This is a genomic window from Sphingopyxis sp. Root1497 (genome assembly GCF_001427085.1).
Lineage (GTDB): Bacteria > Pseudomonadota > Alphaproteobacteria > Sphingomonadales > Sphingomonadaceae > Sphingopyxis.
Genome location: NZ_LMGF01000005.1, coordinates 220,674 through 243,777, shown reverse-complemented (window position 1 = coordinate 243,777; position 23,104 = coordinate 220,674). Strand labels below are relative to the sequence as shown.

General features: G+C 65.6%; 25 protein-coding genes and 1 pseudogene. 11 read left to right on the top strand and 15 right to left on the bottom strand.

The features are described from left to right. Nucleotides 1-105: 105 nt before the first annotated feature. On the top strand, nucleotides 106-804 hold the full coding sequence (locus ASD67_RS15610; RefSeq protein WP_056349187.1) for an NRDE family protein: 699 nt from the start codon (nucleotides 106-108) through the stop codon (nucleotides 802-804). A gap of 11 nt (nucleotides 805-815) precedes the next feature. On the opposite strand, the gene infC is transcribed toward ASD67_RS15610, so the two are convergent. Then, nucleotides 816-1,337 carry a translation initiation factor IF-3 gene (gene infC, locus ASD67_RS15605; RefSeq protein ID WP_056349184.1) on the bottom strand — a complete coding sequence of 174 codons (522 nt, stop codon included), beginning with the start codon at nucleotides 1,335-1,337 and terminating at the stop codon, nucleotides 816-818. Nucleotides 1,338-1,531: 194 nt separating this feature from the next. Beyond that, complete coding sequence (locus ASD67_RS15600; protein WP_056351994.1) at nucleotides 1,532-2,719, bottom strand: penicillin-binding protein activator; 1,188 nt, start codon at nucleotides 2,717-2,719, stop codon at nucleotides 1,532-1,534. A gap of 10 nt (nucleotides 2,720-2,729) precedes the next feature. On the opposite strand from ASD67_RS15600, the gene rsmI reads away from it, so the two are divergent. Genes rsmI through ASD67_RS15580 form a run of 4 tightly spaced genes read left to right on the top strand, consistent with a single transcriptional unit; the run spans nucleotide 2,730 to nucleotide 5,557 of the window. Further along, nucleotides 2,730-3,602 carry a 16S rRNA (cytidine(1402)-2'-O)-methyltransferase gene (rsmI, locus tag ASD67_RS15595; RefSeq protein ID WP_056349181.1) on the top strand — a complete coding sequence of 291 codons (873 nt, stop codon included), beginning with the start codon at nucleotides 2,730-2,732 and terminating at the stop codon, nucleotides 3,600-3,602. Beyond that, nucleotides 3,599-3,949 carry a YraN family protein gene (locus ASD67_RS15590; protein WP_056349179.1) on the top strand — a complete coding sequence of 117 codons (351 nt, stop codon included), beginning with the start codon at nucleotides 3,599-3,601 and terminating at the stop codon, nucleotides 3,947-3,949. The genes rsmI and ASD67_RS15590 overlap by 4 nt, the downstream gene beginning before the upstream one ends. A gap of 20 nt (nucleotides 3,950-3,969) precedes the next feature. Next, the gene (gene gshB / locus ASD67_RS15585) at nucleotides 3,970-4,920 is read left to right on the top strand and encodes a glutathione synthase (protein WP_056349176.1); all 951 of its coding nucleotides are present in this window, start codon (nucleotides 3,970-3,972) and stop codon (nucleotides 4,918-4,920) included. 22 nt (nucleotides 4,921-4,942) lie between these two features. Beyond that, complete coding sequence (locus ASD67_RS15580) at nucleotides 4,943-5,557, top strand: DedA family protein (RefSeq protein WP_056349173.1); 615 nt, start codon at nucleotides 4,943-4,945, stop codon at nucleotides 5,555-5,557. A gap of 111 nt (nucleotides 5,558-5,668) precedes the next feature. Here the strand turns inward: ASD67_RS15580 and ASD67_RS15575 are convergent, their stop codons facing one another. From ASD67_RS15575 to rph, 4 genes are all read right to left on the bottom strand, one after another. Continuing rightward, nucleotides 5,669-6,565, bottom strand: coding sequence for a tyrosine recombinase XerC (locus tag ASD67_RS15575; protein ID WP_056349170.1), 897 nt, complete (start codon nucleotides 6,563-6,565; stop codon nucleotides 5,669-5,671). A 118-nt stretch (nucleotides 6,566-6,683) separates the two neighbouring features. Then, the gene (hemW, locus tag ASD67_RS15570; protein WP_056349166.1) at nucleotides 6,684-7,862 is read right to left on the bottom strand and encodes a radical SAM family heme chaperone HemW; all 1,179 of its coding nucleotides are present in this window, start codon (nucleotides 7,860-7,862) and stop codon (nucleotides 6,684-6,686) included. 62 nt (nucleotides 7,863-7,924) lie between these two features. Further along, nucleotides 7,925-8,548: an RdgB/HAM1 family non-canonical purine NTP pyrophosphatase gene (gene rdgB, locus ASD67_RS15565; RefSeq protein WP_056349164.1), complete on the bottom strand. Its 624-nt coding sequence runs from the start codon at nucleotides 8,546-8,548 to the stop codon at nucleotides 7,925-7,927. 1 nt (nucleotide 8,549) lies between these two features. Beyond that, nucleotides 8,550-9,266 (bottom strand): ribonuclease PH, encoded by a 717-nt coding sequence (gene rph, locus ASD67_RS15560; protein ID WP_056349161.1) that lies wholly within the window; start codon nucleotides 9,264-9,266, stop codon nucleotides 8,550-8,552. A gap of 106 nt (nucleotides 9,267-9,372) precedes the next feature. Between rph and ASD67_RS15555 the strand changes: the two genes are divergently transcribed. Beyond that, complete coding sequence (locus ASD67_RS15555) at nucleotides 9,373-10,092, top strand: hypothetical protein (RefSeq protein WP_056349158.1); 720 nt, start codon at nucleotides 9,373-9,375, stop codon at nucleotides 10,090-10,092. Nucleotides 10,093-10,107: 15 nt separating this feature from the next. On the opposite strand, the gene ASD67_RS15550 is transcribed toward ASD67_RS15555, so the two are convergent. Then, complete coding sequence (locus tag ASD67_RS15550; RefSeq protein ID WP_056349155.1) at nucleotides 10,108-10,908, bottom strand: dienelactone hydrolase family protein; 801 nt, start codon at nucleotides 10,906-10,908, stop codon at nucleotides 10,108-10,110. 269 nt (nucleotides 10,909-11,177) lie between these two features. Here ASD67_RS15550 and hrcA point away from each other — a divergent pair, with 269 nt between their 5' ends. Together hrcA and grpE are read left to right on the top strand one after the other, a co-directional pair. Then, the gene (hrcA, locus tag ASD67_RS15545; RefSeq protein WP_056349152.1) at nucleotides 11,178-12,221 is read left to right on the top strand and encodes a heat-inducible transcriptional repressor HrcA; all 1,044 of its coding nucleotides are present in this window, start codon (nucleotides 11,178-11,180) and stop codon (nucleotides 12,219-12,221) included. 4 nt (nucleotides 12,222-12,225) lie between these two features. Continuing rightward, entirely contained in the window at nucleotides 12,226-12,786 is a 561-nt protein-coding gene (grpE, locus tag ASD67_RS15540; RefSeq protein WP_056349150.1) for a nucleotide exchange factor GrpE, read from the top strand. A gap of 102 nt (nucleotides 12,787-12,888) precedes the next feature. Here the strand turns inward: grpE and def are convergent, their stop codons facing one another. From def to recR, 4 genes are read right to left on the bottom strand one after another with little or no spacing between them, the layout of a single operon-like run. Next, nucleotides 12,889-13,422 (bottom strand): peptide deformylase, encoded by a 534-nt coding sequence (gene def, locus ASD67_RS15535; protein ID WP_056349146.1) that lies wholly within the window; start codon nucleotides 13,420-13,422, stop codon nucleotides 12,889-12,891. A 42-nt stretch (nucleotides 13,423-13,464) separates the two neighbouring features. Continuing rightward, nucleotides 13,465-13,878 carry a hypothetical protein gene (locus tag ASD67_RS15530; RefSeq protein ID WP_056349143.1) on the bottom strand — a complete coding sequence of 138 codons (414 nt, stop codon included), beginning with the start codon at nucleotides 13,876-13,878 and terminating at the stop codon, nucleotides 13,465-13,467. Continuing rightward, nucleotides 13,875-14,219, bottom strand: coding sequence for a hypothetical protein (locus tag ASD67_RS15525; protein WP_156377739.1), 345 nt, complete (start codon nucleotides 14,217-14,219; stop codon nucleotides 13,875-13,877). Before ASD67_RS15525 ends, ASD67_RS15530 begins: the two co-directional genes overlap by 4 nt. A 5-nt stretch (nucleotides 14,220-14,224) precedes the next feature. After that, nucleotides 14,225-14,821, bottom strand: coding sequence for a recombination mediator RecR (recR, locus tag ASD67_RS15520; RefSeq protein ID WP_056349136.1), 597 nt, complete (start codon nucleotides 14,819-14,821; stop codon nucleotides 14,225-14,227). A gap of 238 nt (nucleotides 14,822-15,059) precedes the next feature. Between recR and fmt the strand changes: the two genes are divergently transcribed. Then, on the top strand, nucleotides 15,060-15,980 hold the full coding sequence (gene fmt / locus ASD67_RS15515) for a methionyl-tRNA formyltransferase (RefSeq protein ID WP_056349132.1): 921 nt from the start codon (nucleotides 15,060-15,062) through the stop codon (nucleotides 15,978-15,980). Nucleotides 15,981-16,076: 96 nt separating this feature from the next. Then, nucleotides 16,077-16,817: a tRNA pseudouridine(38-40) synthase TruA gene (gene truA / locus ASD67_RS15510; protein ID WP_056349130.1), complete on the top strand. Its 741-nt coding sequence runs from the start codon at nucleotides 16,077-16,079 to the stop codon at nucleotides 16,815-16,817. A 211-nt stretch (nucleotides 16,818-17,028) separates the two neighbouring features. Here truA and ASD67_RS15505 read toward each other — a convergent pair whose 3' ends face one another. Further along, nucleotides 17,029-17,559, bottom strand: coding sequence for a CarD family transcriptional regulator (locus tag ASD67_RS15505; RefSeq protein ID WP_056349127.1), 531 nt, complete (start codon nucleotides 17,557-17,559; stop codon nucleotides 17,029-17,031). 312 nt (nucleotides 17,560-17,871) lie between these two features. On the opposite strand from ASD67_RS15505, the gene ASD67_RS15500 reads away from it, so the two are divergent. After that, complete coding sequence (locus ASD67_RS15500) at nucleotides 17,872-18,690, top strand: SDR family NAD(P)-dependent oxidoreductase (RefSeq protein ID WP_056349122.1); 819 nt, start codon at nucleotides 17,872-17,874, stop codon at nucleotides 18,688-18,690. A 39-nt stretch (nucleotides 18,691-18,729) separates the two neighbouring features. Here the strand turns inward: ASD67_RS15500 and ASD67_RS15495 are convergent, their stop codons facing one another. The 3 genes and pseudogenes from ASD67_RS15495 to ASD67_RS23735 all read right to left on the bottom strand — a co-directional run. Further along, entirely contained in the window at nucleotides 18,730-20,778 is a 2,049-nt protein-coding gene (locus ASD67_RS15495) for an alpha/beta hydrolase family protein (protein WP_162248597.1), read from the bottom strand. Between the two features lie 194 nt (nucleotides 20,779-20,972). Further along, nucleotides 20,973-22,934 (bottom strand): annotated as a pseudogene (locus tag ASD67_RS15490) (sodium-translocating pyrophosphatase); the annotation flags it as partial. A gap of 1 nt (nucleotide 22,935) precedes the next feature. Further along, nucleotides 22,936-23,027: hypothetical protein (locus tag ASD67_RS23735; protein ID WP_235535791.1), on the bottom strand; the 92-nt coding region annotated here is incomplete at its 3' end. Nucleotides 23,028-23,104: the final 77 nt, after the last annotated feature.

Genomic DNA, 23,104 nt, shown 5'->3' with positions numbered 1-23,104 from the left:
GAAGGCTATCACCATTTCAAGACGCGGGCAATGAGTGATATATCGACACAATACACTGAAGAGGTGGGCTTGGCAAACGGTCCGCGGCACCCGATAGGCACCGCCATGTGTGTCGTCGCCCTCGCTCACCAAATCCATCCCGACTGGCCGCTGATCCTGATCGGCAACCGCGACGAGTTTCACGCCCGCCCTGCGGCCCCGCTCGCCGCATGGGACGACGACAGCGGCATCGTCGCCGGCCGCGACCTCCAGGCGGGCGGCACCTGGCTCGGCGTCCATGCGCCGAGCGGCCGGGTTGTCGTCGTCACCAATGTGCGCGGCGCGATGCCCGACCCCGCGAAGGAATCGCGCGGCGCGCTGGTCACCGACATGCTGCGCGGCGATGGCCGCTTCGCCGATCCCGAAGCGGACGATCTGTCACGGTTCAACGCCTTCAATCTGTTTGCCGTCGCCGGCGGCGAGGCGCGGCTGCTGACCAATCGCCCGGTGCCGCTGATCATGCCGCTCGCGCCCGGCGTCCACGCGCTCGCCAACGAACCCGTCGACCAGCCCTGCCCGCGCGCCGAACGGCTGCGCGCCGCGCTAGCGGCGGTGGTCGAAGCGCGCACCGATCCGGCATCGCTGCTCGACACGCTGATGGAGGAGGACGATCCCGCGCTGTTCCTGCGCGGCGACCTTTACGGCACCCGCGCCTCGACCCTCGTCCTGATCGCCGCCGCCGGTAGCGTGCAGATGACCGAGCGCCGATACGAAGCGGGCGGCCGCCCCATTGGAACGACCGCCCGCAATTTTTCGATAGGCTGACGCCCGCGCGCTTATTTCGGCGCGATCACCATCAGCATCTGGCGGCCTTCGGTACGCGGATGCGCCTCGACCTTCGCGATTTCCGAGGTCAGTTCGGCGACGCGCTGGAGCACGTTGAGGCCGAGCTGGGTGTGGCTCATTTCGCGGCCGCGGAACCGCATGGTCATCTTGACCTTGTCGCCTTCCTCGAGGAAGTCGAACACCTTGCGCATCTTCACGTCGAAATCATGATCGTCGATGTTCGGACGCATCTTGATCTCTTTGATTTCCTGCGTCTTCTGGCTCTTGCGAGCGAGGTTCGCCTTTTTCTGGGCTTCGTATTTATACTTGCCCACGTCGAGGAACTTGCACACCGGCGGATCGGCGTTGGGGGATACTTCGACCAGGTCGAGGCCCACCGAGGCCGCCTGTTCGATCGCTTCAGCAGTCAGCATGACGCCCAGATTTTCGCCTTCCTCGTCGATCACGCGGACCTTGGGCGAGGCGATGAATTCATTGTATCGCGGGCCGTTCTTGGGCGGCATAGGCGCCATCGGGCGGCGAATTGTGGGCGGTGGTATAGCTGTATCTCCTGGTCGTGAATAATAGGCGCGCGGAATCGACGCGATCGCGCGCACCGCTCATATAGGGAACGCGCAGCCGTCGTAAAGGCTGCCCGTGGTAAATGGGTGCCGCTTTTCGCCCGACTGTGGCGACTATGCCACGCTCGGAGAGGCGCGAACCCCGCTCACCACTTCGTCGGCGCGGGTTCGATCACGCGAAAACCGCCCGCCCCGACTTCGCTGACCTCGAGCGCGCGGATCGCGATGCCGCGGTTGTTGAAGCGGAAAATGCCGTCGATCCCGCCGAAACCATCGGCCGCGAGCAGCTGGTTCACCGGGAAATTCGTCCCCGGTTTCCAGTCGCGCGAAATCCGCACCGTCAGCAGGACCGAGTCATAGCCCAGGCTGGCGAGACGATAGGGCGCCTTGCCGAACCGGGTGCGATATTTGCCCGCGAGCTGGCCATAGAGCCCGTCCGACACGCTGGCGAACCACGACCCGCGCATCGCGGCGTTAGTGCCGAGCGACGAATCGGTGTTCCACAGCTCGGTCCCCAGGATCTGCTTGCCGCCGGTGCCCTTGATGATCGGCACCGCGCGGATCGCATTGCCGCCCGAATCGGCGATCAGCACCGCATCCATCGCGCCGCCATTGGCGAGCCGCCGCGCCGCACCGGTCAGCGCGGTGGCGCTGCGGTCATAGCTTTCGACCGCGACCAGCGTGCCGCCCGCTTCGGCCACCGCAGCGCGGAATGCCGCCGCCGAGCGGTCGCCATAGACATTCTTGGGCACCAGCGCGCCGAAGCGGACATGGCCCTTGCCGCGCGCATAGGCGACGACGCGCTCGACCGACTGGCCGGGGACGAAGCCCATGATGAAGACGCCATTGCCGGCGACGCCGCTGTCGTTCGAAAAGCTTAATACCGGCACCTTCGCGGCGCGGGCGACCGGCGCCACCGCCGCGACATCCTCGGTCAGCAACGGGCCGAGGATCAGCTTGTTGCCGTCGGCGACCGCCTGCTGCGCCGCCGCCGCCGCGCCAAGCGCGGTGTCATAGGTGGTGATGCGGACGCGTTCGGTCTTGGTGTCGAGCAGCGCCAGCGTCGTCGCATTGGCGATCGCCATGCCGACATCGGCATTGGGTCCGGTCTGCGGCACCAGCAGCGCGACGCGGTGACGGTCGGTATCGGTCGGCAGTCCGGGTTCGATCGCCTCGGGCGGACGATCGGGCGTCACCACCGTCGTCGGACCATTGCCCTTGGGCACGACCTGGCACGCCGCGAGCAGCCCCGCCATCGCCATCACCGCCGCCATGCGCAGCATTTGCCGCCGCGGCGACGCATTATTTTGGCGCTCGGCAGCAGTTTCTGCCATTTGCGGCATCATGCCGGATTCGACCATCTCAAATTCTCCCTTGCCCGGACTCTATATCGTCGCGACCCCCATCGGCAACCTCGGCGACATCACGGCGCGCGCCGCGGCGACGCTGGCCCGCGCCGACCTGATCGCCGCCGAAGACACGCGTGTGACGGCGAAGCTGCTTTCGCATCTGGGTTTGCGAATTCCGATGACCCCCTATCACGACCATAGCGACGAACGCACGCGCGCCGCGCTGGTTGCGCGGATGGCCGACGAAGTCGTCGTTTTGGTGTCGGATGCCGGCACCCCGCTGATTTCCGACCCCGGCTACAAGCTGGTGCGCGACGCGCGCGCGGCGGGGCGCCACGTCACCACCCTGCCCGGCCCCTGCGCCGCGATCGCCGCGATCACCTTGTCGGGGCTGCCGAGCGATCGCTTCCTGTTCGCGGGTTTCCTGCCGTCAAAGGCCAAGGCACGCGCCGACACGATCGCCGAATTCGCGGGGCTTCGTGCGACGCTCGTCTTCTACGAAAGCGGCCCGCGGCTGTCGGGCGCGCTCGCGGCGCTCGCCGACGGCCTCGGCGACCGTGACGCCGCGGTCGCCCGCGAGATCAGCAAGATCTACGAACAATGCGTCACCGGCACGCTGACCGAACTGTCCGCGCGCTACGCCGACGCCCCGCCGAAGGGCGAGATCGTCGTCATCGTCGGCCCGCCGGGCGAAGCGGTGGCCGAAGCCGCCGACGACGCCACCCTCGATGCGGCGCTGCGCGAAGCCATGGTCGACAAGCCGGTGGCGCAGGCCGCCAAGGCGGTCGCCAAGCGCTTCGGGCTCGACCGCCACGACATCTATGCGCGCGCGCTGACGCTCAAAACCCTCGGGAAAGACGCCGGGTGAAACGCGCCGAGGCCGAAGCGCGCGGGCGCAAGGCCGAACGCCGCGCCGCCTGGTGGCTCCGCTTTCACGGCTGGCGCATCCTTGGTCAGCGATTGCGCGTCCCGGTCGGCGAAGTCGATCTGGTGGCGCGGCGCGGCCGCACGATCGCCTTCATCGAGGTCAAATGGCGCGACCGCCCCGAGGATCTCGATGTCGCGATCGACCAATATCGCCTCCGCCGCGTCGCCGCCGCGGCCGAAATGCTCGCCCCGCGCTTCGCCGGACCGCGCGACGACATCCGGATCGACGTGATGCTCCTTGCGCCGCGCCGCCTGCCACGCCATCTGGTCCACGTCTGGCAGCCCTGACGGCGCCCAAGGAGAAGAGCATGACCCTGCGCGCCGCCGTGCAAATGGACCCGATGGATGGCATCAACATCAACGGCGACAGCAGCTTTGCCCTGATACTCAGCGCCCTCGAACGCGGCTACACCGTCTACCACTATAACGTGCGCGGCCTGACGTGGGAGGCCGGGCGGCTGACCACCAAAGCCCACCGGGTGATCGAGGCGCAGCGCGAAGCCGGCGCGCATTACAAGTTCGGCGAGGAAATCACCCTCGACCTTGGCCGCGACATCGACGTCGTGCTGATGCGCCAGGACCCGCCCTTCGATCTCGGCTATCTCACCGGCACCTGGCTGCTCGAACGGATCAAGAGCGAGACGTTGGTTGTCAACGACCCCGCGGCGGTGCGCGACGCCCCCGAAAAGGTGTTCGTCCTCGACTTCCCGCAATTCATGCCGCCGACGATGGTCACCCGCAGCCTCGACGCGACGAAGGATTTCCAGTCGCGCCACGGCGCGGTCGTGATCAAGCCGCTGCACGGCAACGGCGGCAAGGCGGTGTTCAAGATCGACGCCGACGGCGGCAATCTGGGCGCGCTCGTCGAACTGTTCGGACAGGTGTGGCCCGAACCCTTCATGGTCCAGCAATTCCTGCCCAGCGTATCGCAGGGCGACAAGCGCATCGTGCTCATCGACGGCGAGGTCGCGGGCGCGATCAACCGCAAGCCCGGCGAAGGCGAATTCCGTTCAAATCTCGCGGTCGGCGGCTATGCCGAGGCGGCGGAATTGACCCCGCGCGAGGCGGAAATCTGCGCCGCGCTGGGTCCCGCGCTCAAGGAACGCGGGCTGATCTTCGTCGGCATCGACGTGATCGGCGGCGAATGGCTCACCGAAATCAACGTCACCTCGCCCACCGGCATCGTCGCGATCGACCGTTTCAACAACAGCGACACGGCGGGCATGATCTGGGACGCGATCCTGCGGCGGATCGGCTGACCCCGGCGCGCGTTGACCCGCCATGACCGATTTCATTCTGAACCTGATCCAGGCCTGGGGCTATGTGGGGATCTTCATCCTCATGGTCCTCGAAAATGTGTTCCCGCCGATCCCGTCCGAAGTGATCATGGGACTCGGCGGCATCGCGGTTTCGCAAGGCCGCTTTGACTTCTGGACCCTCGTCGCGGTCGCGGTCGCGGGGACGACCGCCGGCAATTGGGTGTGGTACGCGATCGGGCGCTGGATCGGCTATGAGCGCCTCAAACCCTTCATCGACCGCCACGGCCGCTGGCTGACCCTCGACTGGGCCGAGGTCGAACGGCTGCACGGCTGGTTCGTGAAATATGGTCCCGCGATCGTCTTTTTCGCGCGCTTCATGCCCGTCGCGCGCACGATGGTGTCGCTGCCCGCGGGCATGGTGCGGATGAACCAGGCCAAATTCCTCGTCTGGACGGCGGCGGGGTCGACGATCTGGATCGCCGCGCTCGCCGGCGCGGGCCACTGGTTCGGCAAGCAGTTCGCCAATCTCGACGCCTTCGTCGGCCCGCTCGCGCTGGTCGCGATCGGGACGCTGGTGCTGATTTACGTTTGGCGCGTGATTAGGTGGAAGCCGAAGGCAAGCGAGGACGAAGCATAGAGCCCAACCCAACGCCGTTCGTGTCGAGCGAAGTCGAGACACGCGAAGGAAAGCGCCAGCACAACGTCTCTCGACTTCGCTCGAGACGAACGGAAAAGGGAATAGCGCCGCTCAAGCCCTAGGATGCGCATTCCGATAGATGTCAAGCAGATGCGCCGCATCGACCGCCGTATAGACCTGCGTCGATGCAAGGCTCGCATGGCCCAGCAATTCCTGGAGCGAGCGCAAATCCGCCCCGCCCGCCAGCAAATGGGTCGCGAAGCTGTGGCGCAGCGCGTGCGGCGTCGTCCGCTCGGGCAGCCCCAGTGCGCGCCGCGCCGACCGCACGCTCGCGCGCACCACCCCGGGCTGCAAAGGCCCGCCGCGCGCGCCCAAAAACAGCGGCGTCTCCTTCGCCATCGGCCAGGGACAGGCGTCCACATAGCGCGCGACCGCTTTCGCGACCGCCGGCAGGATCGGCACCACGCGCGTCTTGTTCCTTTTGCCCGTCACGCGCAGCACATCGCCCAGCGGCAGCACCGCGCCGGTCAGCGCCAGCGCCTCGCCGATGCGCAGCCCCGCGCCATAGAGCAGCAGCAGCAACGCGAAGTCGCGCGCGCCGCCCCAGCCCAGCCGCGCATTATCCTCGACATCCTGCGCCAGTTGCAACGCCTCGGCGGGCGCGACGGGGCGCGGCAGCCCCTTCTTGACGCGCGGCCCGCGCAGCGCGGGCAAGGTCGCCCCCTCACCCCCGACAAAACGCAGGAAACCGCGCAGCGCCGACAGCTCGCGCGCCGCCGACGCATTGCCCAGCCCCTCGCTCCGCCGTGTCGCCAGATAGGCGCGCAAATCATTGGCGCTCGTCCGCCGCAACATCGCGGCATCGACCGCACCACCATGATGGCCCGACAGAAAGGCCGCAAAGCGCTCGGCCGTCGCGACATAAGCGCGACGCGTATGCTCCGACCGGCGCCGCTCATGCGCCAGATGGGCATCCCAGTCGCGGATCGGATCTTGCGCCAAACTCATCCCCAACCGCCATTAAATAGGGGCAGTCCCTATTTAATCGGCGCATCATTTGTCGATCGCTCCCGCTCGCCGTTAAACAGGGACTGTCCCTATCTAATGGCTCGCGCAGCGATGGAACCTAGCCCGTCCGCACCACCTCGGAAAGGATCGAGTCGAGCAGCAAGATCCCCTCGCCCGTCACCGCCAGCCGGTCGCCCTCGGCGCGCATCAGCCCCAGGCTCGCCAGCCGCGCCACCGCCGCATCATCCACGAACGCCGCGCGCCCCAGCCCGCTCCGCGCCTCGACGCGCGCCAGATCGACACCCTCGCTCAGCCGCAGCCCCATCAGCATCGCCTCGGTCGCACGCTCATGCGCGGGCAGGTCATTCTCGACCTTCAGCCCATGGCCGTTGCGCCCGACCGCCGCGATGAAATTCTCGGGCTTCTTGTGCCGTTCGGTCGCCTGCGCCAGCCGCCTCCCATGCGCCCCAGGCCCGACGCCCGCATAGTCGCCATAACGCCAATAGGTCAGGTTATGCCGGCTCTCCTCGCCCGGCCGCGCATGGTTCGACACTTCGTAGCGCGGCAGCCCCGCCGCGCGCGTCATCGCCTGCGTCGCGTCGAACAGGTCTGCCGCGGCATCGCCGTCGGGAATGATCAGGTCGCCCTTCGCCGCCAGCGTCGCAAAGCGCGTCCCCGGCTCGATCGTCAGCTGGTACAGCGACAAATGCCCCGTCCCGAACGCCAGCGCGTCCGCCAGTTCGGCTTCCCAGTCGGAAAGTGCCTGCCCCGGCCGCGCATAGATCAGGTCGAAACTCGCGCGCGGGAAATAAGTTTGCGCCGCCGCAATCGCCCGCCGCGCCTCGTCGCCGCTATGCGCGCGCCCCAGAAATCCCAGCACTTTTGGATCGAAACTCTGCACCCCGATCGACACGCGATTGACCCCCGCCGCCGCCAGATCGGCGAAAGCGGCAACTTCCACCGAATTGGGGTTCGCTTCGAGCGTGATCTCGCATTCGTCCGCCAGCCTCCACAGCGCTCCCGCCTCGGCAATCACCGCCGCCACCGTGGCGGGCGGCATCAAACTCGGCGTCCCGCCCCCAAAGAAGATCGACGACACGGTCCGCCCCGGCAGCAACGCCGCCTCATACCGCAAATCCGCCAGCAAAGCCGCGCGCCAGACCTCTTGGTCGACGCTGTCGCGCACATGGCTGTTGAAGTCGCAATAGGGGCATTTGCTGACGCAAAAAGGCCAATGGACATAGAGGGCGAGCGGTTCACTCCCCTCCCGCTTGCTGGAGGGGTCAGGGGAGGGCATGTCTCGTGGATCAGTGGTGGCCACAGGCCCTCCCCTAGCCCCTCCCGCAAGCGGGAGGGGAACTAAAACGCCCCCGCTACCAGCTTGGCAAAGGCATCGGCCCGATGGCTGATCTTGTGCTTCTCGGCCGGATCGATCTCAGCGAAAGTCAGTGTGTTACCGGCCGGAACGAAGACCGGGTCATAACCAAACCCCAGCTTGCCCCGCGGCGGCCAGGTCAGGCTGCCCTCCGCGGCACCTTCGTAAACATCGGCATGCCCATCGGGCCACGCCAGCGCCAGCGTGCACACGAAGCGCGCGCTGCGGTCGACCTCCGCCCCCTGCTCCGCCAGCAACCCCTCGACCTTGCCCATCGCGAGATACCAGTCGCGCCCCGGATTACCCTCGAAGCGCTGCCGCTCGGCCCAGTCGGCGGTATAGACCCCCGGCCGCCCGCCGAGCGCCGCGACCTCGAGCCCGCTGTCGTCGGCGAGCGCGGGCAGCCCTGCCGCCGACGCGCTCGCATGCGCCTTGAGCAGCGCATTCTCGCGGAAGGTCGTCCCCGTCTCCTCGGGTTCGGGCAGCCCGAGGTCGCCCGCCGACACCGGCTCGATCCCGAACGGTTCGAGCAGCGCGCGAATCTCGCGCACCTTGCCCGCATTGTGGCTCGCGATGACGAGCTTGCCGGGGACGAGCTTGCGATTCACCTCAGCGCCCCGTCGCCTTGTCCTGCGCCGCAAAAATCTCGGCGCAACCGATACGCGCCAACCGCAGCAGACGCAGCAGGCCCTCTTCGTCATAGGTCGCACCCTCGGCGCTGGCCTGCACTTCGACGATCTGGCCGCGCCCGGTCAGCACGAAGTTGCCGTCGGCCTCGGCAACCGAATCCTCGTCATAATCGAGGTCGAGCACCGGCGTGCCGTTGTAGATGCCGCACGAGATCGCACCGACCTTGTCCTCGATCGGATCCTCGGCGATCGCACCCGACGCGAGCAGCTTGTCGACCGCGATCCGCAGCGCGACCCACGCGCCCGAAATCGACGCGGTGCGCGTGCCGCCATCGGCCTGGATCACGTCGCAATCGATCACGATCTGGCGTTCGCCCAGCTTCTTGAAATCGACGACGGCGCGCAGACTGCGGCCGATCAGCCGCTGGATTTCCTGCGTCCGCCCCGACTGCTTGCCTTTCGCCGCCTCGCGGCTGCCACGCGTGTGCGTCGCGCGGGGCAGCATGCCATATTCGGCGGTCACCCAGCCCTGACCCTTGCCGCGCAGGAAGGGCGGCACCTTTTCATCGACGCTGGCGGTGACGAGCACCTTGGTGTTGCCGAAGCTGACGAGGACGCTGCCCTCGGCATGGATGGTGAATTCGGTCTCGATGCCGATGGGACGCATCTGGTCGGGCGCGCGGCCGGAAGGGCGCATGGGGGATTCTCCTGTGAATGTGTGCGGCGGCGCTTAGCGGCGCCGGAAAGGATTGGCGAGTCTTCACCGCCGTCGACTTTGGCGGTCGGCAAGTTATGATCGCGCAATGCGCCCAGGATCACTCGCCACCGTAACGGTCGCCACCCTGCTCGCCATCGGCGTTGCCTTGGCCTCGTCGATCGGATCAACAAGGACCGACGGCCCCGCTATCTCCAAGATCACCTACATCCGTGATATAGATCATCGCCAACCGGAGCGGCTTGGGGATTGCCCGCTGTCACAGTGGGTCACCGTGGAACAGGACGGCGCATTGCTGTCGATCTGGTACCTCCAGCGTCGCCAAAACGGGCGGTGCGTACCGCTCATGGATTTTGAAGATGCCTCGCCGGCATCCGAGCCGGACGCTCCCGATGTCGCCGCGCGATCGTCAATCCGCCTCACGCCGAATCAAGTGAACTTGCTTCATGAAGAGCTGGGGCACCTGCGGTGGAAACCAGCATGGGGAAGCATCGAGGACATCGGTTTCCCGCCGACAATGTCCTCGGCCTGCGATCGCCACTTCCCGCGCAGCGATATGAGCGGCGACGATTATAACACGCGATTGCTCGTTATCGAACGCTCCGACAACATGGCAGCAGCGCTGACATTCTTCAGTGCAAGAGAAGCACGGCGCGCGGGAGAGCGTTGCAACGAAGCGCAATCGCGCAATATTGCGCGCGCCGATGCCGCAATTGCCCCTTACGTGAGGGGCATACCCAAAACGATGAAGCTCCCACCGAACCGTCCGGAACTGCTGGAACCAAAAACACTCTACCTGACCGACTGACCGCTAAAATCGCGCTCAATCGCTCAACCGCAGACGAAAGAAATCGAGGATTTCGTCGCGCGCAGCCACCGTCGGCTGGCCCGCCTCGTCGATCAGGTGGATCGTCACGACGCTGTGCGGGTTCTTCATCGGGCTCTCGGGGTTCGCCGCATCGTCGGGCAGCACCTTGCCGATAAACCGGTCGCCGAGCGCATCCTCATAGGCCGCGAAGCGTGCCGCCTTGCAGAATTTGTCGCCCTCGAAGCGGTACGCGAGCACGGTCAGATCCTCGGCCTCCATCCGCGCCTTGACCGCCGCGAGTTCGTCGGGGGCGATATGCATCCCCGCCGCGTCGTTCAGCGGCAACGACGGCTGCGACAAAACCGGCGCGAGTACCGAGGGTTCGAGCATCATCGACAGCGCGAAATTGCCGGTGAAGCACATGCCGATCGCGCCGACGCCCTTGCCGCCGCATTCCTTGTGGGCGAGCGCCGCCAGCGCGCGCAGCCACAACGTCGCGGGTGAGCTTTCATTGGCCTGAAAGGCGCGGAACTGGCGGCTGATGCACCCGCCGATCATCGTGAAGACCGCACCCGGCATGCGCGGCACCGCGCCGTCACGCCCGAAGATATGCGGCATATAGACGGTGAAGCCCGCATCGCGGACCCAGCGCGCGAAGCGGGCGACATGCGGGCTGATCCCGGGCATTTCGGTCATCACGATCACCGCCGGACCGCGGCCCATCGTGTAGACGCGATGCTGGCGGCCAAGCAGGACGATGTCGCGATGGTCGAAATCGTCGAGCGGGTCGTCCTGGGTTAGCGGGCGTGCGGTCATGTGTCTCTCCCCCGGTCGGAGGCTAAGCAGAAGAATCGCCTTTTGCACCCCCTTTCGTCATCCCCGCGAAGGCGGGGATCCAGCTTTTTCCTTCTTCGTGCCTTTGCGCCTTTGCGTGAGATTTTTCGGATTTCACGCAAAGGCGCAAAGGCACGAAGAAAAGAGAAGAAGAAGGAAGCTGGATCCCCGCCTTCGCGGGGATGACGATCGTTGAGAAGCCGAGGTCCAGCTTTGTTGCGCTCGGCCTCCTGCATCCCTAAATCCTCCCCATGACCACGCCGCCGATCACCGAACTCACCACGCGCGCACGTGACGTGTTCCGGCTCGTGGTCGACGCCTATCTCGAAACCGGCCAGCCGGTCGGCTCGCGCACGCTGTCGAAGCTCGCCAGTCTCAACCTCTCCCCCGCCTCGATCCGCAACGTGATGCAGGATCTCGAGGAATATGGCCTGCTCGCCAGCCCGCACACCAGCGCCGGGCGCCTGCCCACCGAACAGGGGCTGCGCCTGTTCGTCGACGGCATGATGCAGGTCGCCGAACCATCGGCCGAGGACCGCGCCCAGATTGAGGCGTCCTTGTCCGACGCCGGCCCGATAGAAAGCGCGCTCGCGCAGGCGACCTCGGCGCTGTCGGGGCTGTCGGCGTGCGCCGGCCTCGTCCTCGTCCCCAAGCATGAGCGCGTGCTCAAACAGCTCGCCTTCGTGCCGCTGTCGGCGAGTCAGGCGCTCGTCGTGCTGGTCGCGGGCGACGGCGCGGTCGAGAATCGCGTCATCGATATTCCGCCTGGCCTCAATCCCTCGGCGCTCGTCGAGGCGGGCAATTATATCAGCGCGACCCTGTCGGGCCTCACCCTCGCCGAAGCGATGGTGCGCGTCCGCCGCGAGATGGAGGCCGAGCGCATCGCGATCGACCGCGCCGCGCAGGATCTGGTGTCGCGCGGGCTCGCGATCTGGTCGTCGGACGGCGCCGACCGCCCGGTGCTGATCGTGCGCGGCCAGGCGAACCTGCTCGACGAGAGCGCGGTCGGCGACCTCGACCGGGTCCGCCAATTGCTCGACGAACTCGAAACCAAGCAGGACATCGCGCAGTTGCTCGACAGCGCGCGCGAGGGCGCCGCGACCCGCATTTTCATCGGGTCGGAGAATAAATTATTCTCGCTTTCGGGCTCGTCCGTGATAGCGGCGCCCTATCGCGGATCGGACGGGCGCGTCGTCGGGGTTGTCGGCGTGATCGGCCCAACGCGCTTGAACTATGCCCGCATCGTTCCCATGGTGGATTTCACCGCCCAATCGCTCTCCAGACTGATACGATAGGTTTATGACAAATACTGACAACGACACGCGCGCCGAAGACGCGCTGACCCCCGAAAATGTCGCGGCCGAGGCCGATGCGACGACGCCCACCACCGGCGAGAATGACGAAGTTGCGAAGCTCGCCGAACAGGTCGCGGCGCTGCAGCAGGACCTGCTCTATTCGCGCGCCGAGACGCAGAATGTCCGCCGCCGCGGCGAAAAGGAAGTCGCCGACGCGCACGCCTATGCCGCGACCAAATTCGCGCGCGATATCCTGTCGGTCGCCGACAATCTCGGCCGTGCGCTCGCCGCTCTCAGCGAGGAGCAGCGCGCCGACGAGGGGATCAAGCCGCTCGTCACCGGGCTCGAAGCGACCGAGCGCGAATTGCTCAGCGTCTTCGAACGCAACGGCATCACCCGCATCGCCGCGATCGGCCTGCCGCTCGACCCCAACCAGCACCAGGCGATGCTCGAAATCCCGAGCGATCAGACCCCCGGCACGATCGTGCAGGAAATGCAGGCGGGCTATATGATGAAAGACCGGCTGCTGCGCCCCGCGATGGTCGCGGTCGCGAAGGCGGGATAGCCCGTTCGTGTTCCCCGGCGAAAGCCGGGGTCCATGCTGGCTCGATCTAACTTCGCTTTCAGGCGTTCTGGACCCCGGCTTTCGCCGGGGAACACGTAAAGACTACGCCGCTTTCCGCATCTTCATCAGCTTCTTGAGCACCATCTCGCGCTTCAGCCGCGACAGATGGTCGATGAAGAGAATGCCTTCCAGATGGTCATGCTCGTGCTGGATGCACGTCGCCATCAGCCCGGTCATGCGTTCGCTGTGAGGCTTGCCGTCGGCGTCCTGCCAGTCGACGGTGACCTCGGCAGGGCGCGTCACATCGGCATATTGCTCGGGGACCGACAGGCAGCCCTCCTGATAGACGCTATGCTCTTCACTTTCCTCGGAGAAAACGGGGTTGATGAAGACGCGCGGGTCACGGATCAGGCGCTTGCCCTCCTCGTCCTCGGGATCGGGTTCCTGCAGGTCGATCACCAGGATGCGCTTGGGCACCCCGACCTGGATCGCGGCGAGCCCGATACCGGGGGCGTCGTACATCGTCTCGAACATGTCGGCGATCAGCGTCTTCAGCTCGGCGTCGAACGTCTCTACGGGCTTCGAAATGACGCGCAGCCGCGGATCGGGGGTCTCTATGATGGGGAGTAGGGCCATGGCGTGCAGGTATGGATGCGCGGGCGCGGGGTCAAGGGGGAGTCAATTCGCCCCGCACGCTGCCAGGTCGAGTTTGCCGCTTTTGACATCATAGGAACCATAGGCGATGCGGTACGCACGATCGTCGGTGTCGGCCAAACCGCGGGGATAATCGGCATAGCTCTTCCTGCCCTCGCCGAATTCCTCGAAATTGGCTTGCCGCAGATGGATTTCGATCTTCGTCCGGTCATAGCCGCTCCGGCGCGGCGCGCGGCCTTCCCTGATCGCGGCGTCGACTTCCTCCGCGAAATAGTCGGGATGATAGAGATATATCCGCTCCCAATCCGCGAGGCGCCCCACGCACGGCATCTGCGCCAGTTGCACCTCAATACGGTCCATTTCGGGCTCGGTCGGCTTGACCTCGCGCGCGGCGCAGGCGGAGAGGCCGAGAAAAAGCAGCAGGACGAGACGCGTCATTTCCGCCGCCGCTTCGCCTTGGTTGCGCTTTCGCTGTCTGCATATTCGGGCGGCAGCTTGTGCTTGCCCCAAATATCGAAATGACGATCATTCCTCACGGACTGCCGCCTCAGCGCAAGATAGTAGCGCCAGCCCGAAAAGCCGAACCAAAGCACCGACCAAAGCAGAACCGGGGACAACCGAATGAGCCGTTCCGAGAGCGTGTCGCCGCCGAACAAAAGAGCCGCAACCGCGACAGGCAGCAAAATAGGAGCCAAAAGGACATTATTGGTATCGCCGGACGAGCCGGCCACACCCCTGTCGACCCAAGCGCGAACGGCCAGATAGAGGGACCGAAGCATCACCCTCACCCGACCGGCCGCCGCGCCCTCAGCGCCTGCGCCAGCGTCCCCTCGTCGAGATAATCGAGCTCGCCGCCTACCGGCAGGCCATGCGCCAGCTGCGTCAGCCGCACCGGATAGCCCTCCAGCCGCTCGGCGAGATAATGCGCCGTCGTCTGCCCCTCCAGCGTCGCGTTCATCGCCAGCACCACCTCGTCGATCCCGCCCGCCGCGACGCGCGCGACCAGCGCATCGATGCTGAGGTCCTGCGGCCGCACCCCTTCCAGCGCCGACAGCCGCCCGCCAAGCACATGATATTTTCCCGGAAAAAGCCGCGACTTGTCGAGCGCCCACAGGTCCGAAACCTCCTCGACGACGCACAGGCTGCGCGCATCGCGGCGCGGGTCGGCGCAGATCGCGCACGGGTCCTGCGTGTCGACATTGCCGCAGATGGCGCAGGTAACGAGCCGCTCGGACACCGTCTGCAGCGCTGCGAGCAAGGGCGCGAAGCTGCTCTCGCGCTTCTTCATCAGGTGCAGCACCGCGCGCCGCGCCGAGCGCGGGCCGAGGCCCGGCAGGCGGGCGAGTTGCTGGACGAGGGCTTCGATTTCGGTGGACGCCATGGGGTGGTGGTAGTGAGGCTGCGGGGTCGGCGCAATATCCCCTCTCCCATCTAGGGAGAGGATACGCAGCCTTGGCGGCGAAGCCGCTTAGGCGGAGTTGGTGAGGGGGTGCGCCCTCTCGACAGCGCACAACCCCTCACCCGCGGTGACTAACGAACAAGTTCGTAAGTATCGCTGCCCTCTCCCTAGATGGGAGAGGGGTTGCACTGTGCAAACGGCTCCGCCAAAGCCCGCACCCATGCGCATCGCCTTCATGGGAACGCCGCCCTTCGCGGTACCGACGCTCGCCGCGCTCCACGCCGCGGGGCATCAGATCGTCGCGGTCTACACCCAGCCCCCCCGCCCCGCCCAGCGCGGCAAGAAGGTGCAGCAAAGCGCCGTCCACAACTGGGCCGAAGAACACGACCTGCCCGTCCGCACCCCCAAGAGCCTGAAAAGCCCCGAAGCGCAGGCCGAATTCGCCGCACTCGACCTCGATGTCGCGGTGGTCGCCGCTTACGGCCTGATCCTGCCGCAGGCGATCCTGAGCGCGCCGCGCGAGGGCTGCCTCAACGTCCATGGCTCGATCCTGCCGCGCTGGCGCGGCGCGGCGCCGGTGCAGCGCGCGATCCTCTCGGGCGACGGCGAGACCGGCGTGACGATCATGCAGATGGACGCGGGCCTCGACACCGGCGCGATGCGGCTGGTCGGGCGGACCGGGGTCGATGACAAGACCGCGGGCGATCTGACCGACGAACTCGCCGCGATGGGCGCCGCGCTGATGGTCAAGGCGCTCAGCGATCTCCACGCCTTCCTCCCCGAAGCGCAGCCCGACGACGGTGTTACTTACGCGGCCAAGATCGACAAGAGCGAGGCTCGGCTCGATTTCCTGACGAGTGCGGTGCAGGTCGAGCGCCAGGTCCGCGCTTTCAACCCGATGCCGGGCGCCTTTTTCGAGCTCGATGGCGAGCGGTACAAGCTGCTCGCCGCCGAGGTCGTTCATCCCACCAATAGCATCGCGGGCGCCACCCCCGGCGTCACGCTCGACGATGCGCTGACCATCGCCTGCAACCCCGGCGCGATCCGCGCGACGCGCGTCCAGCGCGCCGGCAAGCCCGCGATGGACGCCCCCGACCTGCTGCGCGGCCGCCCGATTCCCCAGGGCACGCGCCTCGCCTGATTTCCGTTCGTGTCGAGCGAAGTCGAGACACCTCGAAAGCGCGCGCGACCGATGAGCATCTCGACTTCGCTCGATGCGAACGGCTAAGGGGCGGCGATGACGCGCTTTGCCCTCACCATCGAATATGACGGCCGCCCCTATATGGGCTGGCAGCGGCAGGCGCACGGCCCGAGCGTGCAGCAGGCGATCGAGCAAGCCGTCACCAAGATTACCGGCGAGGACGCCGCGGTGTTCAGCGCCGGACGCACCGATGCCGGGGTCCACGCCATCGCGATGCGCGGCCATGTCGATATCGAAAAGCCGCTGGCGCCCTTCCGCCTGATGGAGGCGATCAACGCCCAGCTTCGCCCTGCCCCGATCGCGATCATCGGGTGCGAGGTGGCGGACGACGACTGGCATTCGCGCTTCGCCTGCATCGGTCGTTCCTATGAATATCGCATCGTCAATCGCCGCGCGCCGTTGACGTGGGACAAGGGACTGGCCTGGCAATTCGCCCGGCCGCTCGACGCCGCGGCGATGCACGACGCGGCGCAACTGCTGCTGGGGCTGCATGATTTCACGACTTTCCGCTCGGCGCATTGCCAGTCGCAAAGCCCGGTGAAGACGCTCGATAAGCTGACCGTCAGCCGCCATGGCGACGAGCTGATTATCGAGGCCGCGGCGCGCAGCTTCCTCCACCATCAGGTGCGCTCGATGGTCGGCTGCCTTGCGCTGGTCGGGTACGGGAAATGGTCGCCGCGTGATTTGCGGGCGGCGCTGGAGGCCGCGGATCGCAACGCGCTGGGCCTGAACGCACCGCCCGACGGGCTGTATTTTGTCGGGGCGACTTATCCCTGAATCCCCTCTCCCATCTAGGGAGAGGGAGGGACCCATTGCGCAGCAATGGGAGGGTGAGGGTCCGGACGTTTCGAAAAACGCCCTCACCCGCTGCGACTAGCGAATAAATTCGCAAGTCTCGCTGCCCTCTCCCTAAATGGGAGAGGGGCAATGAAAAAGGGCGGCCCTTTCGGACCGCCCTTTCCTCTGTCTCATCGCGTCGAAGCGTGGCTTAGACCACCTTCTCCACATAATAGCGCGGCGCATTTTCGTTCAAAATCTCGAGGATCTTCGCCTGCGCGGTCTTTTCGTCGCTCTCTTCCATCGCGCCCAGTTCGCGGGCGAGGCGGCTCGAGGCGGCTTCGAAGATCTGGCGTTCCGAATAGCTCTGCTCGGGCTGATCGTCGGCGCGGAACAGGTCGCGGGTCACTTCGGCGATCGACACCAGGTCGCCCGAATTGATCTTCGCTTCATATTCCTGCGCGCGGCGCGACCACATGGTGCGCTTGACCTTCGGCTTGGTGGTCAGAACCTGCAGCGCTTCCTTCAGCGTCTTGTCCGACGACAGCTTGCGCATGCCCACGCCCTCGGCCTTGTTGGTCGGGACGCGCAGGGTCATTTTTTCTTTTTCAAAGCGCAGGACATAGAGTTCGAGCTGCATGCCGGCGATTTCCGACCGCTGCAGTTCGATGACGCGCCCCACGCCATGCTTCGGATAAACGACATAGTCACCGACTTCGAAGAGGAGGGTGTTTGCGGACATGCAGTTTCCTTTCTGTGCCTTGTCGGGGACGGGGAAGCGGGTCAAAGCCGGTGCATCCTGCCCTCCTGCGAGGGGGATCGGAGCATTTCGGCGGCGCTAGCCAGTCAGAGTGACAAGGGATATGGCTCCATCGGAAACGCCGAACGTGCCCCAGCCCAGCGACGGGAAGAGACAGAATGTCGGCGTGTTGATATTTATTATAACAGAGTCGCAACAAAATTGCCACCCCTGCACGGAAATGCGTGGGTAGGCGCCTTGACGCCCCCGCACAGCCGTTTCAGGCTGGGACGAAATGACAGATAGGATGCCAATATGCAGGATCAAGTTTGGTGGGTCACGGGCGCGTCTTCGGGGATCGGTGCCGCACTGGCGCGGGCGCTGTCGGCGCGCGGCGCGCGGTTGATCCTGTCGGGGCGCAATGTCGCGGCGCTCGAAGCCGTCGCCAAGGACTGCGGCCCCGGCACGATGATCCTGCCCTTCGAGGCCACCGACTATGCCGCGCTGCCGTTGATGGCCGAGGAAGCGTGGAACTGGTGCGGCCGGATCGACGGCCTCGTCAACAACGCCGGCATCTCGCAGCGCAGCCTCGCGATCGAGACCGATTTTTCGGTGTATCAGAAGATCGTCGACGTCGACCTGCTCGCCCCCATTGCCCTCACCCAGCAACTGCTGCCGCGCATGGTCGCGGCGGGCGGCGGCCAGATCGTCGCGATTTCCAGCGTCGCGGGCATCGCCGGAGTGCCGCTGCGCAGCGCCTATTGCGCCGCCAAACATGGGCTGATCGGCTATCACGACAGCATCCGCGCCGAAAATGAGCATCTCGGGCTGAGAGTGCTCGTCGTCGCTCCCGGATCGATCGCGACCAACGTCAGCCGCAACGCGCTCAACGCCGACGGCAGCGTGCGCGGCGAAAGTGACAAAGCGATCGACAATGGCCTGTCGCCCGATTTCGCCGCAGCCGAGATTCTCGCCGCGGTCGATGCGGGCACGCGCGAGCTCGTCGTCGCCGAAGGTGCAGAAGCTGCGATCCCCGGCCTGCGCCGCAGCGATCCCGACGCGCTGTTCGACCGGATGAGCGCGATGGTCCAGGCCGGCTATGCCGCCCAAATGAAAGCGGGCCGCGAAGGATAATCCTTCGCGGCCCGCCTCGGGTTCCAACAATAGCCGATGCTATTTGGTGTCGACGGTCACCACGACCGGCACCGGCTTGTCGGGATCGCTGGCGATATAGGCGGGGTTGAACCGCTCCAGCCACTTCTCGGTCTCGACCAGCCATTCGGTGTGCACATCCTCATAGGGCAGGTTGTGCGTTCCCTTGGGCTGTTCGACATAACGGAAGTCGACGCCTTCCTTCTTGCCCGAGCCCTTGAGGCGCGACACCAGCGTGCGCGACTGCTCGATCGGGATACGCGCATCGCGCAGACCGGCGACGATCAGGATCGGCGACCACTTCCCGTCGGTGTTGCGTGCCGACGAGATCGAGATCAGGTCGGCGGCGGTGGCCTGGAAATTGGCGCCGAAGCTGCCGAAGGTGCCGGTGTCGAACGACTTCATCATCGGGAAGTCATAAACGCCCGCACCCGCGATCGCGCATTTCCACAGATTGCCGTCGCGCTGCGCGCCGCGTGCGGTCGCATAGCCGCCATAGGACCAGCCCATGATGCAGGCCCGCTTGGGATCGATCAGGCCCTGTCCGGCGAACCACGTGACCGCGTCGTTGAGGTCGTCCTGCATCCGGTTGCCATAGCCGTTGGGCTTGCGTCCTTCCTTGACGAACTCCTTCCCGTAGCCGCCCGAGCCGCGATAATTGGGCTGGATGACGACATAACCGAGTTCGGCGACCGCCTGATGCCAAGGGAAAAAGCCGAAGCCTTCTTCATCGCGGATGCCATAGGGCCCGCCGTGTGGCATCACCACGACAGGCAGGTTCTTGGCGCCCTTGCGGTGGCGCGGATAGGTGACGACCGCCTCGATCTCCATCCCGTCCGACGCCTTGTAGCGGACCGTGTCGGTCGGATTCATCTTCGCACCCTGCAAAATCGGGTGGACCCAGCCGAGCAGCTGCAATTTGCCGCTTTCGGTATCGTACAGATAATAGCCGCCCGGATCGCTCGTCTCGCCGACACGAACGACCAGCTTGGTGTCGCCGTCGTTGGTCGAGGTGATGATCGCATTGCCTTCACCGAAATCCTCGTCGAAGAATGCCTGGACCTGCGCGAGGCGCGGATCCGTCCATTTGCGCCGCTCCTTGTCGGTGGTGAAAGCGACACCCAGCATGTCGTTCTCAGCCTCGTTGACGACAATGCCATCGACATCGTAGCGGCTGAGCTGGAACACCGGCCCGCCAACGACTTCCATCGTCTTCATATTGACCTTGTAGACGCGGCGCAGATTGTCCTTGTTGCTGGTCGCATAGGCCATGTCGGGTTCGTCGAGGAAGACTTCCGGTACGATCTGCGAATTGGTGAAGGTCGGGTCCTTCGCGTTCGACACGGTCTTGAGCGTCCCGCTCGCGTCCGAACGATACATCAGGCGCTGGTTGCCCTTGTCGTCCTGGCCCAGACCACCGCGAATTACGCCCTTGCCGTCGACCAGCCAGGTGCTGACCTCGACATTGGGGCGTTGGACGGTCTTGAATTTCCCGGTGCGTACATCGACGTCGAGCACTTCGGGGCCCACCGAGAAGCTGCCGTCCTTGAAGAAACCGCGCTGGATCAGCATCGTTTCCTTCTCGTCATCGATGTGCAGGATCGTGCCGCCATCGCCGCCGGCTTCGGTCCACGCGATCGGGGTCAGCTTGCCCGATTCAAGATCATAGGCGGCAAGGCGGCGAAGGTCGGCGCGCTGCCCGAAGATGTTCTCGCGCGACAGCAAAGTCACGATCAGCGTGCGATTGCCGACCCAGCGCCAGCCCCCCATGGTCCGGTCGCCCGCCTCACGAAATTCTTCGGCCTTGGCGATCAGCGTCGGTGCGCTGCCCGGCTTCGCGAGGTCGAGATAGACAAGATTGTCGACGCCATCGCGGCTCATCATCACCGCGATCTTGGTGCCGTCGGGCGACAGGCGCGGATCGCGCATGAACGGCCTTTTGCCGAACACGGCGGTATCGACGCGCCCCTTTTGCGCGGTGACGACGATATCGCTCGCCTGCGCCATGCCGACCGCCGGCCACGCCACTGCCGATGCCAGCAAGGCGGCGGCAAACATCTTCTTGATCATCATAATCTCCGTATTCATGCCCCGACGGAGAGCGCAACCCACTGGCATTCGGGCCGATTGCCCGCGCTTCCCTCTACCGCGCAGCCTAGAAAGCGCGCGCGGGGATGGCAACCGACATAAGTTGAAATTGAAACCAAAAAGCCCCGCCGGATCGCTCCGGCGGGGCCTCTTGTTTCACCCGCAGGCGAAGCGGTTTACGCCGCGCCGTGCGCCAGCGCCGCGAGGAGCAGGATCGCCACGATATTGGTGATCTTGATCATCGGGTTGACCGCCGGACCTGCGGTATCCTTGTACGGATCGCCGACGGTGTCGCCGGTCACCGCGGCCTTATGGGCCTCGCTGCCCTTGCCGCCGTGGTTGCCGTCTTCGATATATTTCTTGGCGTTGTCCCACGCGCCGCCACCCGAGGTCATCGAGATCGCGACGAACAGCCCGCCGACGATCACGCCGAGCAACAGCGCACCGAGCGCTTCGAGCGCCGCGGCCGGCCCCGCGACGCCGCGAATGACGAAATACACCACGATCGGCGCCAGCACCGGCAACAGCGACGGGATGATCATTTCCTTGATCGCCGCCTTGGTGACCAGGTCGACCGTGCGCGCATAGTCGGGCTTGCTCTCATAGGTCATGATGCCGGGGTTGTTCTTGAACTGCTCGCGAACATCCTTGACGACCTCGCCCGCCGCGCGGCCGACGGCGGTCATGCCGAACGCTCCGAAGAGGTATGGCAAGAGCGCACCGAGCAGCAGCCCGACGATGACATAGGGCGACGAGAGCGAGAAGGTCAGCGGCGCGTCGAGGCCGAGCTTCGCCGAATATTCGGTGATGTCGGCGGTATAGGTGCCGAACAGCACCAAGGCCGCGAGACCCGCAGACCCGATGGCATAGCCCTTGGTCACCGCCTTGGTCGTGTTGCCCACGGCGTCGAGCAGGTCGGTCTTTTCACGCACGCTGTCGTCGAGGCCCGCCATTTCGGCAATGCCGCCGGCGTTGTCGGTGACCGGGCCATAGGCGTCGAGCGCGACAACCATGCCGGCAAGTGCCAGCATCGCGGTCGCCGCAAAGGCGATGCCGATGATGCCCGCGATCTGGAAGGCGATGACGATGCCCGCGCAGATCACGAGCGTCGGCAACGCGGTCGATTCAAGGCTGATCGCCAGACCCTGGATGACGTTGGTGCCATGGCCCGTTTCCGAAGCCTTGGCGATCGACCGCACCGGGCGGTAATTGGTGCCGGTGTAATATTCGGTGATCCAGATGATCAGCCCTGTGATGACGAGGCCGAGCAGCGAGCAATAGAAGAGGTCCCAGCCGTTGAACGCCTGACCCGTGACGACGGTATCCATGTCGCCTTTCAGCACATAGCTCGTCGAGAACCAGATCGCCGGGACCGACAGCACCGCGGTGACGAGGAAGCCCTTGTACATCGCGCCCATGACATTCTTGCCGCCACCGAGACGAACGAAATAGGTGCCGATGATCGAGGTGATGATGCAGACGCCGCCCATCAGCAGCGGCAGGCTCATCAGCGGCAGCAGCTGGTCGCCCGCGCTCTTCAGGAGCAGCGCGATCAGCACCATGGTGGCGCCGACGGTGACAACATAGGTTTCGAAAAGGTCGGCGGCCATGCCGGCGCAGTCGCCGACATTGTCGCCGACGTTGTCGGCGATCACCGCGGGATTGCGCGGATCGTCCTCGGGAATTCCGGCCTCGACCTTGCCGACGAGGTCGGCGCCGACGTCGGCGGCCTTGGTGAAGATACCGCCGCCGAGACGCGCGAAGATCGAGATCAGCGAAGCGCCGAAGGCGAGCGCGACGAGCGCGTCGACGACGGTGCGATCGTCACCGCCGACGGTGTAGCCGCCGGGACCGATCAGATACCAGAAGAAGACCGAGATCGCGAGAAGCGCAAGGCCCGCCACGAGCATGCCGGTGATCGCGCCGGCGCGGAACGCCATGGTCAGGCCGGCCTGAAGACCCGTCTGCGCCGCGGCCGCGGTGCGGACGTTGGCCTTTACCGAGATGTTCATGCCGACGAAGCCGGCGACGCCCGACAGGATGGCCCCGATCAGGAAGCCCGTCGCCGAAACTTCGCCAAGGAACCACCAGACGAGGATGGCGACGACGACGCCGACGATGGCGATGGTGCGATATTGNCCCGCCGATGCGCTGAGCACCTGCCGCGAGGTAATGAATCCATAGAGTACGGCCACCAGGCCGCACGCTATCGCGATCATAACCGGATTCATGCGTGTCTATTCCTTCCCCATTGAAGAAGGGCGAACGCGAAGATAGCAGTCGAACGTCCGACTTATTGATGCCGGTT

What these genes read in the sequence shown, in the direction of transcription:
- ASD67_RS15575 (WP_056349170.1), bottom strand. Translation starts at nt 6,565, where the DNA reads ATGAGTTTGGCGCAAGATCCGATCCGCGACTGGGATGCCCATCTGGCG.
- rsmI (WP_056349181.1), top strand. Translation starts at nt 2,730, where the DNA reads ATGCCGGATTCGACCATCTCAAATTCTCCCTTGCCCGGACTCTATATC.
- hrcA (WP_056349152.1), top strand. Translation starts at nt 11,178, where the DNA reads ATGACCACGCCGCCGATCACCGAACTCACCACGCGCGCACGTGACGTG.
- ASD67_RS15530 (WP_056349143.1), bottom strand. Translation starts at nt 13,878, where the DNA reads ATGACGCGTCTCGTCCTGCTGCTTTTTCTCGGCCTCTCCGCCTGCGCC.
- ASD67_RS15580 (WP_056349173.1), top strand. Translation starts at nt 4,943, where the DNA reads ATGACCGATTTCATTCTGAACCTGATCCAGGCCTGGGGCTATGTGGGG.
- hemW (WP_056349166.1), bottom strand. Translation starts at nt 7,862, where the DNA reads ATGCCCTCCCCTGACCCCTCCAGCAAGCGGGAGGGGAGTGAACCGCTC.
- infC (WP_056349184.1), bottom strand. Translation starts at nt 1,337, where the DNA reads ATGGCGCCTATGCCGCCCAAGAACGGCCCGCGATACAATGAATTCATC.
- ASD67_RS15610 (WP_056349187.1), top strand. Translation starts at nt 106, where the DNA reads ATGTGTGTCGTCGCCCTCGCTCACCAAATCCATCCCGACTGGCCGCTG.
- fmt (WP_056349132.1), top strand. Translation starts at nt 15,060, where the DNA reads ATGCGCATCGCCTTCATGGGAACGCCGCCCTTCGCGGTACCGACGCTC.
- ASD67_RS15550 (WP_056349155.1), bottom strand. Translation starts at nt 10,908, where the DNA reads ATGACCGCACGCCCGCTAACCCAGGACGACCCGCTCGACGATTTCGAC.
- rph (WP_056349161.1), bottom strand. Translation starts at nt 9,266, where the DNA reads ATGCGCCCTTCCGGCCGCGCGCCCGACCAGATGCGTCCCATCGGCATC.
- ASD67_RS15495 (WP_162248597.1), bottom strand. Translation starts at nt 20,778, where the DNA reads ATGATCAAGAAGATGTTTGCCGCCGCCTTGCTGGCATCGGCAGTGGCG.
- ASD67_RS15600 (WP_056351994.1), bottom strand. Translation starts at nt 2,719, where the DNA reads ATGGCAGAAACTGCTGCCGAGCGCCAAAATAATGCGTCGCCGCGGCGG.
- gshB (WP_056349176.1), top strand. Translation starts at nt 3,970, where the DNA reads ATGACCCTGCGCGCCGCCGTGCAAATGGACCCGATGGATGGCATCAAC.
- grpE (WP_056349150.1), top strand. Translation starts at nt 12,226, where the DNA reads ATGACAAATACTGACAACGACACGCGCGCCGAAGACGCGCTGACCCCC.
- ASD67_RS15505 (WP_056349127.1), bottom strand. Translation starts at nt 17,559, where the DNA reads ATGTCCGCAAACACCCTCCTCTTCGAAGTCGGTGACTATGTCGTTTAT.
- truA (WP_056349130.1), top strand. Translation starts at nt 16,077, where the DNA reads ATGACGCGCTTTGCCCTCACCATCGAATATGACGGCCGCCCCTATATG.
- ASD67_RS15555 (WP_056349158.1), top strand. Translation starts at nt 9,373, where the DNA reads ATGCGCCCAGGATCACTCGCCACCGTAACGGTCGCCACCCTGCTCGCC.
- recR (WP_056349136.1), bottom strand. Translation starts at nt 14,821, where the DNA reads ATGGCGTCCACCGAAATCGAAGCCCTCGTCCAGCAACTCGCCCGCCTG.
- ASD67_RS15500 (WP_056349122.1), top strand. Translation starts at nt 17,872, where the DNA reads ATGCAGGATCAAGTTTGGTGGGTCACGGGCGCGTCTTCGGGGATCGGT.
- def (WP_056349146.1), bottom strand. Translation starts at nt 13,422, where the DNA reads ATGGCCCTACTCCCCATCATAGAGACCCCCGATCCGCGGCTGCGCGTC.
- ASD67_RS15525 (WP_156377739.1), bottom strand. Translation starts at nt 14,219, where the DNA reads ATGCTTCGGTCCCTCTATCTGGCCGTTCGCGCTTGGGTCGACAGGGGT.